Annotated in this window: 12 protein-coding genes (1 of these 12 only partly in view); 3 read left to right on the forward strand and 9 right to left on the reverse strand. The window is 64.5% G+C overall.

Annotation, left to right across the window (positions count from 1 at the left end):
• Positions 1–72: 72 nt before the first annotated feature.
• The 5 genes from C0V82_RS12615 to ggt form a co-directional block, all read right to left on the reverse strand.
• The gene (locus tag C0V82_RS12615; protein ID WP_102112652.1) at positions 73–1,365 is read right to left on the reverse strand and encodes an adenylosuccinate synthase; all 1,293 of its coding nucleotides are present in this window, start codon (positions 1,363–1,365) and stop codon (positions 73–75) included.
• A 79-nt stretch (positions 1,366–1,444) separates the two neighbouring features.
• Positions 1,445–2,608: an ATP phosphoribosyltransferase regulatory subunit gene (locus tag C0V82_RS12620; RefSeq protein ID WP_102112653.1), complete on the reverse strand. Its 1,164-nt coding sequence runs from the start codon at positions 2,606–2,608 to the stop codon at positions 1,445–1,447.
• A 137-nt stretch (positions 2,609–2,745) separates the two neighbouring features.
• A complete protein-coding gene (locus tag C0V82_RS12625) occupies positions 2,746–3,294 on the reverse strand; it encodes a hypothetical protein (RefSeq protein ID WP_102112654.1) in 549 nt (182 codons plus the stop codon).
• On the reverse strand, positions 3,291–4,445 hold the full coding sequence (gene dapE / locus C0V82_RS12630; RefSeq protein WP_102112655.1) for a succinyl-diaminopimelate desuccinylase: 1,155 nt from the start codon (positions 4,443–4,445) through the stop codon (positions 3,291–3,293). The genes C0V82_RS12625 and dapE overlap by 4 nt, the downstream gene beginning before the upstream one ends.
• A 186-nt stretch (positions 4,446–4,631) precedes the next feature.
• Positions 4,632–6,356: a gamma-glutamyltransferase gene (gene ggt, locus C0V82_RS12635; protein ID WP_102113409.1), complete on the reverse strand. Its 1,725-nt coding sequence runs from the start codon at positions 6,354–6,356 to the stop codon at positions 4,632–4,634.
• 236 nt (positions 6,357–6,592) lie between these two features.
• Here ggt and C0V82_RS12640 point away from each other — a divergent pair, with 236 nt between their 5' ends.
• Both C0V82_RS12640 and C0V82_RS12645 read left to right on the forward strand, forming a co-directional pair.
• The gene (locus tag C0V82_RS12640; RefSeq protein WP_102112656.1) at positions 6,593–7,483 is read left to right on the forward strand and encodes an alpha/beta fold hydrolase; all 891 of its coding nucleotides are present in this window, start codon (positions 6,593–6,595) and stop codon (positions 7,481–7,483) included.
• A 71-nt stretch (positions 7,484–7,554) separates the two neighbouring features.
• Positions 7,555–8,565, forward strand: a complete 1,011-nt coding sequence (locus C0V82_RS12645) for a lipid A deacylase LpxR family protein (RefSeq protein WP_102112657.1) — start codon at positions 7,555–7,557, stop codon at positions 8,563–8,565.
• A gap of 303 nt (positions 8,566–8,868) precedes the next feature.
• On the opposite strand, the gene C0V82_RS12650 is transcribed toward C0V82_RS12645, so the two are convergent.
• From C0V82_RS12650 to C0V82_RS12660, 3 genes are all read right to left on the reverse strand, one after another.
• On the reverse strand, positions 8,869–9,822 hold the full coding sequence (locus tag C0V82_RS12650; protein ID WP_102112658.1) for an acetyl-CoA carboxylase carboxyltransferase subunit alpha: 954 nt from the start codon (positions 9,820–9,822) through the stop codon (positions 8,869–8,871).
• Positions 9,823–10,030: 208 nt separating this feature from the next.
• Positions 10,031–10,795, reverse strand: coding sequence for an MOSC domain-containing protein (locus C0V82_RS12655; RefSeq protein WP_102113410.1), 765 nt, complete (start codon positions 10,793–10,795; stop codon positions 10,031–10,033).
• Between the two features lie 101 nt (positions 10,796–10,896).
• Complete coding sequence (locus tag C0V82_RS12660; protein WP_102113411.1) at positions 10,897–11,463, reverse strand: methylated-DNA--[protein]-cysteine S-methyltransferase; 567 nt, start codon at positions 11,461–11,463, stop codon at positions 10,897–10,899.
• 164 nt (positions 11,464–11,627) lie between these two features.
• Here C0V82_RS12660 and clpB point away from each other — a divergent pair, with 164 nt between their 5' ends.
• Positions 11,628–14,264 carry an ATP-dependent chaperone ClpB gene (gene clpB, locus C0V82_RS12665; RefSeq protein ID WP_102112659.1) on the forward strand — a complete coding sequence of 879 codons (2,637 nt, stop codon included), beginning with the start codon at positions 11,628–11,630 and terminating at the stop codon, positions 14,262–14,264.
• Between the two features lie 76 nt (positions 14,265–14,340).
• Here the strand turns inward: clpB and C0V82_RS12670 are convergent, their stop codons facing one another.
• Positions 14,341–14,806 carry the 3' end of a M23 family metallopeptidase gene (locus C0V82_RS12670; RefSeq protein WP_245924086.1) on the reverse strand. Its footprint extends 1,037 nt past the window's final position, so the window shows 466 of its 1,503 coding nt (coding positions 1,038–1,503); its start codon lies beyond the right edge, outside the window — the gene reads right to left on this strand; it ends in the stop codon at positions 14,341–14,343.

The following is a 14,806-nucleotide window of genomic DNA, read 5'->3' on the forward strand; positions in this document are numbered from 1 at the left end:
AGCCTAGGTAAGCGTGACTCTCATGACGGGCCGGCGAGTCTGCTGGCCCACCATACTTCACCCCCGTCCCACTCAATCTTCAAACGGATCGCGCATCAGGATGGTGTCGTCGCGTTCGGGGCTGGTGGACAGCAAGGTCACCGGCGCCTCGATCAGTTCCTCGATCCGGCGCACATATTTGATGGCGGCGGCGGGAAGCTGGGCCCAGGAGCGGGCACCCTGGGTGCTTTCGCTCCAGCCTTCGAAGGTCTCATAGATCGGTTCCACCTGCGCCTGGGCCGTCTGACCTGCGGGCAGGTGCTGGATCACTTCGCCATTCAGCTTGTAACCCGTGCAGACCTTCAACTCGTCAAACCCGTCCAGCACGTCCAGCTTGGTCAGCGCGATGCCGGTGATGCCACCGGTCTTGATGGCCTGACGCACCATCACGGCGTCGAACCAGCCGCAGCGGCGCTTACGGCCCGTGACGGTGCCAAACTCATGCCCGCGCTGGCCGATCTTGTCGCCGATCTCGTCATGCAGTTCGGTGGGGAAGGGGCCGGAACCGACGCGCGTCGTATAGGCCTTGGTGATGCCCAGCACATGGCCGACGGCACCCGGACCCATACCTGACCCGGCGGCGGCATTGCCGGCCACCGTGTTGGAGGAGGTGACGAACGGGTAGGTGCCGTGATCCACGTCCAGCATGGCGCCCTGGGCACCTTCGAACAGGATGCGCTTGCCCTGGCGGCGGGCCTCGTCCAGGCGCTTCCAGACAACGGCGCTGTAGGGCAGCAGCTTGGGCGCCACCTCGCGCAACTGGGCCAGGACCTCGTCCTTGGCTAACTCCTCAGCACCCAGGCCGCGCAGCAGGGCATTGTGGTGGAACAGCAACTGTTCGACCTTGTGCTCCAGTACCGCCTCGTCGGCCAGATCGCAGACGCGGATGGCGCGACGGGCCACCTTGTCCTCATACGCGGGGCCGATGCCACGGCCCGTGGTGCCGATCTTGTTGACGCCGCGCGCTTCCTCACGCGCCTTGTCCACTGCAGAGTGCAGCGGCAGGATCAGGGCGCAGTTTTCGGCCACCAGCAGGGTGTCGGGCGTGATTTCCACGCCCTTTTCCTGAATGGCGGCAATCTCCTTCAGCAGGGCCCAGGGATCGACCACGACGCCATTGCCGATCACCGACAGCTTGCCGGGGCGGACAACGCCGCTGGGCAGCAGCGACAGCTTATAGACCACGCCGTTGATCACCAGCGTATGGCCGGCATTGTGACCGCCCTGAAAGCGGACCACGACATCGGCGCGGCTGGACAGCCAGTCGACGATCTTGCCCTTGCCTTCGTCGCCCCACTGGGACCCGACGACCGCCACATTGGCCATGATATTCCTCGCTTGCGTAAGACGTCAGGCGACATGGCCCTGTCGGACCCGCACCCTGGGTTGGTTTCGGTCAGAATGGTCAGACGGGCGTGGGCCCGTCCGCCGTCAACAAATGTGAGCAGGAAAGGCGCTTGGCCTCTGCCACCAGATCGCCGGGCGCCCCCATGGCGGCAACCGTGTGCCAGCCCTGGGCGCGCAAGGCCTGCGCCTCGGCATAATCGGTGCCCAGCGGCAGCAGAACACGCTTGACCGGCGAGGGGCCGGGCAGGGCGCGCAGGACGGTGTCGGTATAGAGTGTAAAGCCCGTGGCGGGTTCGCCCACCGGGTCGGCACCGCCGGTGCGATACCGGCCACCACGGCCCAGTTCACCGCGCACACCGCGCGCGAAGATCGTGAAGCTGACGCCCGTCTGATACTCAAACCCGCGCATTTCCACAGGATCGATGGTGACGGAAAGGCCCGGTGCCGCCGCCGCGATCAGGCGCACGACATCGGCCAGTTCCTGACGCGCAGCCTTGGCCACATCGGGCAGGTCCACGGCGGACAGCCGTTCGACCGCCGCAGGTGCTGGGCCGCTGGCATTCAGGATGGACAGGAACAGGGGGGCGTGCGGGCCGGCGGCATCGGCCACGGCGGCGGCATCCCGATGATCCAGGGCGGCGCGCAGGCGGGCGTAATCATCATCCGACAGGGACAGGGCGCGGGCCACGGCGGGCACCAGCGTCGGCACCGTCAGATCGATGGAAATGCCCTTGGCCCCCACCGATGACAGCGCACTGGCCGCCAGCAGAATGATCTCGGCATCCGCCTCGGCCCGGTCGGGGCCAATCAGTTCCACGCCCACCTGCCCGAACTGCCGCTCCTGGCGCAGGCTGCTGCCCTTCACGCGCAGCACCTGCCCCGCATAGGACAGGCGCAGCGGGCGCGGTGCCTTGCGCAGGCGGGTCGTGGCGATGCGGGCGACCTGCGGTGTCATGTCGGACCGCACGCCCATCATCCGCTGTGACACCGGGTCCATGATGCGGAAGGTCTGGTTGGCCAGGCTGGCGGCGGAGCCGGACAGCAGCCCTTCCTCGAACTCCACCAGCGGGGGTTTCACCCGTTCATAGCCGTGGCGATGGAATTCCTTCAGCAGACGGCCAACAACCTGCGCCTCATGCTCTGCATCCGGAGGAAGCAGGTCACGCAGTCCGGTGGGCAGCAGCGCCTTGGCCGCCAGGGCCTTGGGGGGCGTATCGGTCATGTCTTGAGCTTACCGATGGTGAGTGCCGTCAAGCGAAGGGAGGAACCCCAACACCGGTAACCGGTCTTAGCCCAGGGGCCGGTTTCACGCAAATGCAAACACCCCGCATGGGCGGGCGGGCAGCCTTGCGTGGGGGCTCACCCCTTCGCCGCCGCCAGGGCCAGTTGCAGCGGCAGGGCGTTGGTGGCCAGCACCGTCAGGATTTCCAGCACGACCAGACCGGCGGCGACAGCGGCGGGGCAGCCGACGGCGGCACGGACGCTGAACCAGCTATAGACCAAGCTCCAAAGGACCAGACCGATGCCGATGCCATTGGCGACGGGCAGAGTGGATTCCAGGGCCACAGCCAGGGCGACAAGGCCGGCGGCGGTGCTGACGATGCTGCACCAGAGATAGGTGGACACGAACAGCGGGAAGCGGTCGCCATGCCCGGTGCCGGCCAGGATTTGCGACACGGCCAGCATGTAGCCGGTCATCTGCACCGCCGACACTGACGCCGACAGCAGCAGGTAGGTTGTGACCTCCACCCCATCGGGCAGGGCCATCAGGTCCGACACGGCCTGGGCCAGCAGCAGCGGCACCAGCAGCACCAGGTTGCGCCAGGCAGCCGCCGGTGACGGATCGAAAAAGCCAATGCCGCGCCCATCAAGAGCGGCCAGCCGGATGGCCCCGACCAAGGGGATCATGCCGCCGCCTTGCCGAAGAAATCGGCCAGGACACGGTCATAGATGGCAGCCAGCGTGCGGATATCGGCGACATCCACATGTTCATCGACCTTATGCATGGTCTGTCCGACCAGCCCGAATTCCACCACGGGGCAAAAATTCTTAATAAAGCGGGCGTCGGACGTACCGCCCGAGGTGGACAGTTCCGGCGTCTTGCCCGTCACGGCGGTGACAGCCCCGGCGACGGTGGCGACCAGGGCGCCCGGCGGGGTCAGGAATGCCTCTCCCGAAACGGCCATTTTCAGATCCCAGGTGCCGCCCACTTCCTCCAGCACGTCAAGGATATGGGCCTCCAGGCTTTTCGGCGTGTGCAGGTCGTTGAAGCGGATATTGAACTTGGCCGTGCCCTTGGCGGGGATGACGTTGCTGGCCGGGTTGCCGACATCGATGGTGGTGATGGCCAGCGTGCTGGGCTGGAAATGCGGGGTGCCTTCGTCCAGCGGGCTGTCGGCCAGCATGGACAGCGCCTTGGTCAGGCGCGGCAGGGGATTGTCGGCCAGATGCGGATAGGCGACATGCCCTTGTGCGCCATAGGCAGTCAATGTGGCCGTCACCGACCCGCGCCGCCCGATCTTCATCATGTCGCCCATGACGCGCGGGTTGGTGGGTTCGCCCACCAGACAGGCGTCGATCACCTCTCCATTCGCCTGCATCCAGTCCAGCACCTTGCGCGTGCCATTGATGCTGGGCCCTTCCTCATCCCCTGTGATCAGCAGGGAGATGGAACCATCCGGCGTACCATTCCGGTCCAGAAATGATTTTACCGCCGAGGTGAAGGCGGCAATCGCACCCTTCATATCGGACGTACCGCGACCGTAAAGTTTGCCGTTGATGATTTCGGCTGCGAAAGGATCAACGGTCCATGCCGCCGCATCACCGACTGGCACCACGTCTGTGTGCCCGGCGAAGCAGAAATTCGGGCTGCCGGTCCCCAATCGGGCATAGAGATTATCGACCGGATCGGTTCCCGCCTCTTCAAACACCAGCCGCGTGCAGGTGAAGCCCATCTGTTCCAGCACCCGCTGCAACACACCCAGCGCACCGGCATCGGCGGGCGTGACGCTGGGGCAACGGATCAGGTCCTGGGTCAGGGCGACGGGATCGATGGTCATGGGGTGGGACTCTGGCAGGAAAGATAACTAGGTCTAGCAGAAAGCACCTCCCGTCATCCCGGCGAAAGCCGGGACCCTGGGGCCACAGGATCGAACCTTGACGCTTCGCAGACTGGCGGTGCGGGAAGGCCGGGCGCCTGGCCCCTGGGTCCCGGCTTCCGCCGGGATGACGAAGGATCGTGACGATCAATAGCCCGCTGCGTGGCCGTCGACGCGCATTTCGGTGCCGGCGCGGTAGACGCCGTTCGCATGGTCGCGGACGATGGCTTCATAGCTGCCATAATGCAGGCCGGGCTTCACCTCCACCTTGTGACCGCGCTTCTTCAGCTCCTCGATCACGGCGGGCGACACGCCCTGCTCGACATAGACGATCCCCACGCCGTCGCCGGCTTCACCGGTCGGTTCAGGCGATCCTTCATGCTGCCAACGCGAGGCGTCGCCGGCTTCCTGCACATTCATGCCGAAATCGATCATGTTGACCAGGACCTGGGTATGGCCCTGCGGCTGCATACCGCCGCCCATCACGCCATAGGCGGCAAAGGGCTGGTTATCCTTGGTCACAAAACCGGGGATGATGGTGTGGAAGGGGCGCTTGCCGGGCGCATAGACGTTGGGATGCTTGGGATCCAGCGCGAACTGCTCGCCGCGATCCTGCAGCATGAAGCCCAAACCGTCAGGGACCAGACCGGAGCCCATGCCGCGATAGTTGGACTGGATCAGCGCCACCATCAGACCGTCCTTGTCGGCGGTGGACAGGAAGATCGTGTCATGGCTTTCCGGCATGATGCCGGTTTCCGGTGCCCCGGCCTTCTTCATGTCGATCTGGGCGCGGCGCTTGGCGGCATAGTCCTTGGAGATCAAGGTGCTGATGGGCAGCTTCACGAATTCCTGATCGGCATACCAGCGCGAGCGGTCGGCAAAGGCCAGCTTCTTGGCTTCCACCGAGACATGAATGAAATCGGCGCTGTTATGGCCCATGGATTTCAGGTCGTAGCCTTCCAGAATGTTCAGCATCTGGAGCGTGGCCAGACCCTGGCCATTGGGCGGGATCTGCCAGACATCATAGCCGCGATAATTGGTGGAGATGGGCTCCACCCACTGCGCCTTGAAATCTGCGAAATCCTCGTACCGCAGGGGGCCGCCGATACGCTTCATATAGGCATCGATGGTCTTGGCGATGGGGCCCTTGTAATAGGCGTCATGACCGCCCTTGGCCACCAGCGACAGCGACTTGGCGAGGTCGGGATTGTGGAAGATCTGACCGGCCACCGGGGCCTTGCCGTCGATCAGGAAGGTCTTCTTGGCATTGTCCAGTTCCTCAATCACGCTTCCCATCTGGTCGAAGCGGCGGAAATTGGCGGCCCAGCCCTTGGCGATGAAGGGCGATAGGGGGAAACCGTCATTGGCATAGGCAATAGCCGGGGCCAGTACCTTGTCCAGCGGCAGCTTGCCGTAATTCTTGTGCAGTTCCACCCAGCCGGCCACAGCACCGGGGACAGTGACGGACAAGGAGCCATGGGAGGGGATCATCTTGCCCGGCCCCAGACGCTTGACCAGATCGTCCAGCGTCTGTCCCTTGGGCGCGCGGCCTGACGCGTTCAGGCCCACAACCTTGTTCTGCTTGGGGTCCCAGATCAGGGCGAACAGGTCGCCGCCCATGCCACTGCCCGTCGGTTCCACCAGGCCTAAGGTGGCGTTGGCAGCAATGGCGGCGTCCACGGCACTGCCGCCCTGTTGCAGGATGGAGATGGCGACCTGGGTCGCCAGCGGCTGCGACGTGGCGGCAGCACCATTCTTAGCGATGATCTCTGACCGGCCCGCGAAATTCGCACCGACCAGACGGTCACCACGCCCGGCCTGCGCGCCGTCCACATAATCGGCAGCGACGGCGGTGTCCGTGATGATCGGCATGACACACAGCGCCCCCAGAAGCAGCGTGGCCAGCCCACGCTTTGTCCCTTGATGCATAGTCCGATTGCCTTCCTGTGCCTGGATTGCGGGCCTTCGCCCTGTCCCATTGTCCGCCGGTTTCCCAGCGCCTTTGCTTGTACGTCCGCTGCCTTGTGGCGGCAACCCTTGCGGCCGGCCTATGCCCCGTGCCAGCCTGCGCCAAATCCGTTCTGCCGGGAGATGTGATCGTGCGGGTAATGGTCAATGGTGCGCCGCTTTATTTCGATGTCGAAGGCGCGGAACTGGTGCCCGACGGGGGCAGTCTGCGGAAGAAGCCCACGCTGCTGCTGCTGCATGGAGGGCCGGGGTTTGATCATGCCAGCTTCAAGCCAGCCTTCAGCGGTCTGTCGGCGGATGCGCAGGTGATCTATCTGGACCATCGCGGGCAGGGGCGCAGCGGCGGCAGCGATCCCGCCACCTGGACGCTGGCGCAATGGGCCGATGATGTGAAGGGGTTCTGCGACACGCTGGAGATCGAAAAGCCGTACGTGCTGGGCAACAGTTTCGGCGGCTTTGTCGCCATGGAATATCTGCGCCGCCATCCCGGCCACGCGGCGGGGGTCATTCTGTCCTCCACGTCGGCGCGCATGCAGCTTGACCTGATCGTGAAGGCCTTCACCCGGCGCGGCGGACCCGCCATCGGGCAGGCGGCGGATGATTTCTGGTCCGATATCAAGGCCGACAAGGTCCTGCCCTATGCGGCCCAGGTCATGCCTTACTACACCGTGAAGGCGCCGATGGATGGGCCGGGCCGGGCGCGGTCCATTATGCGGCCAGAGGTTCTGGAACATTTCTCCGGCAAGGGCGGGGAGATGTGGGGCATGGATTTCCGCGACAGCCTGCCGCGCGTCACCGATCCGGTTCTGGTGCTGTGCGGGGATCAGGACCCGATCACGCCGTGGGAGTGTTCGGAGGAGATCATCGGCCTGCTGCCCAAGGCGACCAGTCAGTTGCACCGGTTCCCGCATTGCGGGCACGGCACCTTCCGCGACGATCCCGATGGCACCTTTGCCCTGATCCGGAAGTTCATGGGTGTCGGCCACACGGTGGAATCCGGGCAGGGGGTACCCATTAACGCCCCGGTGTGAGGGGCGTCACTGCGGGGCGGGTGCGGGTGGTCCATTCCCGTTAACCAAACTTGAACAATGCTCACCCGATCATGTCACGCGCCCGCACCCTTTTCCTGTTGCTGCTGGCCGGCCTGGCCCTGTCCGGGCCGGTGCGGGCGGAGATTACCGGGCCGACGGCGGGGGCGGAGACGGGCACCCTGACCCTGATCCTGGAGAACGATCTGTTCTACAACCTGGATCGCCATTACACGAACGGGGTGCAGGCGGTCTGGACCACGGCGCGGGACGAGGTGCCGGACTGGACCCGCCGCTGGGCGCGGTGGGTGCCGTTCTTTGCCCAGGATGGGCACGTGCGAGCGGTGTTCGCGGTGGGTCAGAACATGTACACGCCCAGCGACATTGAAACCCGCAACCCGCCCTTGAACGAGCGGCCCTATGCCGGCTGGCTGCATGGGTCCGCCGGCCTGATCAATGAGACCAACCGTCGGATGGACCAGCTGCAGTTGACGCTGGGCGTTGTGGGGCCGGCATCGCTGGCCGAACCGGCGCAGAAGATCGTCCACCGCCTAACCGACGCGCCCCGGCCACAGGGTTGGGACACGCAACTGCATAATGAACCGGGCGTGGTCGTCACCTATCAGCGCAGCTGGCGCTATGATCTGGTGGAAACCACGGGCTTCGGCATCGACATCATGCCCCATGTCGGCGGGGCGGTCGGCAATGTCTCCACCTATGCCGATGCCGGCTTTATGCTGCGCGCCGGATGGCAATTGCCCGCCGATTTCGGCCCCGCCCGCATCCAGCCATCCCTGCCCGGCAGCGGCTTCTTTGAACCCGACGCACGCCATCCTGTGGGTTTCTATTGGTTCTTGGGCTTCTCCGGTCGGGCCGTGGCCCGCAATATCTTCCTGGATGGCAATACGTTCCGCGACAGCCGGTCGGTGGACCGCAAGGTCTGGGTCGCGGATGTGCAGGCGGGTATGGCCATCAATATCTATGATGCCCGCATTACCTATACCCATGTCTTCCGAACCCGCGAGTTCAGCGGTCAGAAAGAAGGGGATGAGTATGGGGCGGTGGCCGTGACCTGGCAGTTCTGATCCTGCCGACATTTCCCCAATGACGGGAAATTGCATGGACTTGCAATCGCAATTTGACTGAATATGAAAACGGCGGACCGCAATCCCGCGGCCCGCCGTCTATGGAGGTACGACATGCGCAAACTGTCGTGTCTCCTGGTGCTCCGTATCCCCATCTGGCGGCGGCGTGTTTTGCACGTCACCATCATGCTGGGGTAAGGACCTAGGAGAGGGCAGGCCGGGTCTAGCCACCCGTCCTACCTTCCTCTTCACTATAGGTGAAACCCGCGCACAAGTCTATCGGTGCGAGAGTAATCGTACCGATCAGCCCAGGCCCTTCTGGCCCATATCCAGGAACTTCTGACGGCGATTCTGGCGCAGGGTTGCACCATCCTGACCACGCAGACCTTCCAGCGCATCCTCGATGGCATTGCCCAGCGCGCTGATCGTTTCCTCGCGCCGACGATGAGCGCCGCCGATCGGCTCCATCACCACGCGGTCGATCACCGCCAGTTCCTTTAGATCCTGTGCCGTCAGGCGCAGGGCCTGGGCCGCATCGGCGGCGTTGGCGGCAGAACGCCAGAGGATGGAGGCGCAGCCTTCGGGCGAGATCACCGAATAGATCGAATGTTCCAGCATCAGCACGCGGTCGGCGGCAGCGATGGCGATCGCGCCACCGGACCCGCCCTCACCGATGATGGTGGAAACCATCGGGACGTTGAGGCGCAGGCAGCTTTCGATGGATTTGGCGATGGCTTCAGCCTGGCCGCGTTCTTCCGCCGACACACCGGGGAAAGCACCAGCCGTGTCGACCAGCGAAATAACGGGCAGGTTGAAACGATCGGCCATGGCCATCAGGCGCTGGGCCTTGCGGTAACCTTCCGGCTTGGCCATACCGAAATTGTGCTTCACGCGGCTTTCGGTGTCGTTGCCCTTCTCCTGGCCGATCACGACCACGGAACGGCCCCGGAAACGGCCCAGCCCACCGATAACAGCGCGATCCTCTCCGAACAGGCGGTCGCCCGCCAGCGGGGTGAAATCGGTGATCAGCGCCTGGACATAGTCAAGGCAATGGGGCCGGTTCGGGTGGCGGGCCACCTGCACCTTCTGCGCCGGGGTCAGCTTGGCATAGGTGGCGCGCAGCAGCTTATCCACCTTGTCCTGAAGCTTCTTCACCTCGTCGGCGATGTTCAGATCACCGCCATCGGCAAGGTGGCGCAGCTCCTCGATCTTGGATTCCAGCTCCGCGATCGGCTTTTCGAATTCCAGGAAATGCATCGACGTGACTGTTCCGCCCTTGGCACTGAAGCGGGCTGATTAGCATGAGATGGGGCCGAGGGCCATAGTGTGTGTGCGCAAATGTGAGGTGCCGGTGGTCATCCGTGATGATCACTGGCAGGCCAGCGACCGCTGGCCCGGACCCCCGTGGGTCCGTGAGCCAAGCCGCCGGATGGCGGCGCCCGGCACCTGAGGGGGCAATGAAACCTTAATCCAAAACCTGAACCGCATCCCCTGGCTTGATCTCCCCGCCCTGTTCGACGCGGGCATAGACGCCGCAGACCACATGGTCGAAGCCGCTTTTCAGCGCCTTCAGCAAAGCCATGTCGCGTTCGCCTGTCGCGGGGTTCACCTCCACCGCCGCACAGCGGGTGGTAGTTTTGAACACGGACAGCACCGTATCGCCAATGGCGATGCGCTTGTCCACCCAGGCCATTTCCGCCCAGGGTTCCAGGCCCGCCAGGTGCAGATTGGCGCGGAAACGCAGGGGATCGACGGGCCGCTGCGTCACCCGCCCGATATCCTTCACCGAGGCCAGGTTCAGCAGCGACACGGCCTTGTCCGGAATATCGGTGAAGTTATGGCCGGGGCTTTCCACGATCTTATAGGGACCGGGGACAGCAGCATCCTTCATATAGGCGGACAGAAACTGATCGATCAGCAGACGGCCCGTGGCCGTATCAATGCGCCCGCCGGCCACCCGTTTGCCATTGCGGTTCAGGACCAGCATGCAGGTGGCGGGATCAAACACGGCCTGCAAAGTCGCCAGCTTTTCATCCCGCAACAGCACCAGGAAGTTGGTCTTCGGCTTCCAGGCTGGTTCCAGCGGGTCGAACTGCGTCGCCCGATGCAGAATGGCGAAGCGCCGGTCATGCGGCAGGCAGCCGCCCGGCGTCAGGGTGACATGGTCCAGCGTCTGGGCGGTCAGGCCCTTCACGGGATAATAGTGAATAGTGTCAAGTTTGATGGACATGATGGCGACAGGATAATCTGCCCTGCGGTCACGGCGCAACCCGGACAATACCCAAAAACCGGTAATTTGGTTTCCTAATTGCGGTGTCGCCACCTGTAACGTCAGAACAGGCCCAATTGCTGTGCCGGCAACGAAGCCCCCTCGATCCGCAGCAGGGTCAGCTTGGTATCCACCCCGCCGGGGGCGGAGAAGCCACCGGTCCCGCCCGCTGCCGCCATCACCCGGTGACAGGGCACGACGATGGGCCAGGGATTGCGTCCCAGTGACTGTCCCACCGCGCGGGGCACGATGGAGGGCGGCATGTCGGTCAGCACATCTGGCGGCAGCCGCTTGGCCACTTGCCCATAGGTCAGGGTCTGTCCCGGCGGGATGGCGCGGGCAATGGCATAGACGGCGCGGTCGAAGGGACCGGTCGCCGCCATTTCCAGGCGGATTTCTGCCAAATCCAGCTTCTGCCCCGACAGCAGGGCGCGGATGCCAGCGATGGCGGATGCGGCTTCTGCATCCGGTTCACCCGACAGTGCCCCCGGTACCGCCCGGCGCATCTTGTCCGCCAGATCACCACCTTCCACCGCCGGCAGGCGCACGGCCAGCAGCCCACCCGGTCCCCAGGCGATGGCGCAGGTGCCGATGGGCGTGTCGAACAGGTGGAAATATCGCTCGCTCATGCGGGGCAGCATAACCGTCCGGTCAGATGCCGTCACGGGCCCTTGCGGGCTTGGGTCCTGCTTCCCACATCAGATACGATCCTCCCGGATCGCACATGACGTGGATCATCGCATTCATCGGGCCCAGCGGGGACGATGGGGCAAAATCGGGGAGTTAGTGGGTTATGGATTTCAAGAACTATACCGAACGCGCCCAGGGTTTCATCCAGGCGGCGCAAGGGGCGGCGGCGCGGGCTGGACATCAGCAGCTGACGCCTGAACATCTGTTGAAGGCGTTGCTGGAAGACCAGGAGGGCATGGCTGCCAACCTGATCACCAGTGCCGGCGGCAATGCCCGCGCGGCAGAGGCCGGTGTTGATGCGGCCCTGCGCAAGTTGCCCAAGGTGGAAGGGGGAGGGACTCAGCTTTTCGCGACGCGCGAACTGGTTCGCACCTTTGAACAGGCGACAGAGCTGGCCAAGAAGGCAGGTGACAGTTTCGTCACCGTCGAACGGCTGCTGCTGGCGCTGGCGCTGTCGACGGGCACCGATGCGGCCAAGGCGCTGTCGGACGCCGGCGTGACGCCGCAAAAGCTGAATGAGGCGATCAACAGCCTGCGCAAGGGGCGCACCGCCGACAGCGCGTCCGCCGAGCAGGGTTATGACGCCCTGAAGAAGTACGCCCGTGACCTGACACAGGCGGCGCGCGACGGCAAGCTGGACCCCGTGATCGGGCGCGACGAGGAAATCCGCCGCACCATCCAGGTGCTGGCGCGGCGCACCAAGAACAACCCCGTGCTGATCGGCGAACCCGGCGTGGGCAAGACCGCCATTGTCGAGGGCCTGGCGCTCCGCATTATCAATGGCGACGTGCCCGAGGGGTTGAAGACCAAGCGTCTTCTGTCGCTGGACCTGGGCGCCCTGGTGGCCGGTGCCAAATTCCGGGGCGAGTTTGAGGAGCGGTTGAAGGCCGTTCTCTCAGAAATCCAGTCGGCGGCGGGCGAGATCATCGTCTTCATCGATGAGCTGCACACCCTGGTCGGGGCCGGTAAGGCCGATGGCGCCATGGATGCGTCCAACATGCTGAAGCCCGCCCTGTCGCGGGGTGAGCTGCACTGCGTGGGTGCCACAACCCTGGACGAGTATCGCAAATATATCGAGAAGGACCCGGCCCTGGCCCGGCGGTTCCAGCCCGTGTTCGTGGCCGAACCGACGGTGGCCGACACCATCTCCATCCTGCGCGGGCTGAAGGAGAAGTATGAGCTGCACCACGGCGTGCGCATCACCGACAGCGCCATCGTGTCGGCGGCCACGCTGTCCAACCGCTATATCACCGACCGTTTCCTGCCCGACAAGGCCATCGACCTGATCGATGAAGCCGCAAGCCGTCTGCGCATGATCGTGGACAGCAAGCCGGAAGCCATCGATGAGCTGGACCGCCGCATCATCCAGCTGAAGATTGAGCGCGAGGCGCTGAAGCGCGAGACCGATCAGGCTTCCCGCGACCGGCTGGAGAAGCTGGAGACGGAACTTGCGGAGCTGGAGCAGAAATCCGGCACCCTGACGGCGCAGTGGCAGGCGGAGAAGGACACGCTGACCGGGGCCCAGAAGCTCAAGGAAGAGCTGGAACGGGCGCGGGCCGAGCTGGAACAGGCGCAGCGGGCCGGTGATTGGGCGCGCGCCGGCGAGATCACCTATGGCCGCATCCCCGACCTGGAAAAGCGCCTGACCGAGGCCGAAGCCGCCAGCCAGAACCGCATGCTGAATGAGGCCGTGCGCGAGCAGGATATTGCCGCCGTCGTCAGCCGCTGGACCGGCATCCCTATGGACAAGATGCTGACGGGAGAGCGGGAGAAGCTGTTGCAGATGGAAACCCATCTGGGCAGCCGCGTGATCGGGCAGCAGGAGGCGGTGGTGGCCGTCGCCAACGCCGTGCGCCGGTCCCGCGCCGGCTTGCAGGACCCCAACCGCCCCATCGGCAGCTTCCTGTTCTTAGGCCCCACGGGCGTGGGCAAGACGGAGCTGACCAAGGCGCTGGCCGAGTTCCTGTTCGATGACGAGACGGCGATGGTCCGGCTCGACATGTCCGAATATATGGAGAAGCACGCAGTCAGCCGCATGATCGGCGCGCCCCCGGGCTATGTCGGTTATGACGAGGGTGGGGCCCTGACGGAGGCCGTGCGCCGCCGACCCTATCAGGTGGTGCTGTTCGACGAGGTGGAGAAGGCGCACCCGGATGTCTTCAACATCCTGTTGCAGGTGCTGGATGATGGCCGCCTGACGGACGGCCAGGGCCGCACGGTGGATTTCCGCAACACCCTGATCATCATGACCTCCAATCTTGGCTCCGAATTCCTGGCCAACCTGCCCGATGGGGAGGACAGTTCGGCGGCGCGAGCCCAAGTGATGGAAGTGGTGCGCGGCTCCTTCCGGCCGGAATTCCTGAACCGGCTGGATGAGATCCTGATCTTCCATCGTCTGTCGCGTGGCAATATGTCGGGCATCGTGGAGGTGCAGCTCGGCCGCCTGACCCGGATGCTGGCGGAACGGGAACTGACCCTTGAACTGACAGGTGCCGCCAAGGAATGGCTGGCCGATAAGGGCTATGACCCCGTCTATGGCGCCCGCCCCCTGAAGCGTGTGATCCAGCGCGAGCTGCAGAACCCGCTGGCTACCCGCATCCTGGAAGGCAAGGTTGCCCCCGGCACACCGGTGCGGGTGGATGCCAATGAAGACGGGCTGCTGATCCAGGGCGAACCCGCCCATGGTCCGCTGCCACCCGCTGGCGAGTCGGCCTGGGGGCAAGCGCGCACCCTTCACTGAGATTGATGACAACAAAAAGCCCGGCCGAAGCGATTCGGCCGGGCTTTTCTTTGCCGTTGTGTGGTCTGAAAGGGGATCAGCAGCCGCGCTTGCGGTCGCAGCTGGCCTTGGACGGCTTGGCGGCCTTAGGCGTGGCCGACACCAAGCCGATGCCATCTGCGGCCTGATCGCCGCCGGCTTCAAACCGCTCCTGAAGGCTGGCCATCACACCCTTGAAGCGGGCCAGTTCCTTGCCTTCCAGATTGCGGCCCGTGGGTACGGCCACCGACAGCGGGTTGACCTGCTGTCCATTCTTCACGATCTCATAATGCAGATGGGCACCGGTGGAACGGCCCGTGGTGCCGACATAGCCGATGACATCGCCCTGGGCGACGCGCGCACCCTTGCGCATGCCGGCACCGAATCGCGACATGTGGGCATAGGCGGTGGAAATCTCACCATTATGCCGGATGCGGATATAGTTGCCGTAGGACCCGTTCGGCCCGATCTCATCCACGACACCGGCACCGGCGGAATAGATCGGCGTGCCCGTGGGGGCCGCG

This window comes from Niveispirillum cyanobacteriorum, from assembly GCF_002868735.1.
Classification (GTDB): Bacteria; Pseudomonadota; Alphaproteobacteria; order Azospirillales; family Azospirillaceae; genus Niveispirillum; species Niveispirillum cyanobacteriorum.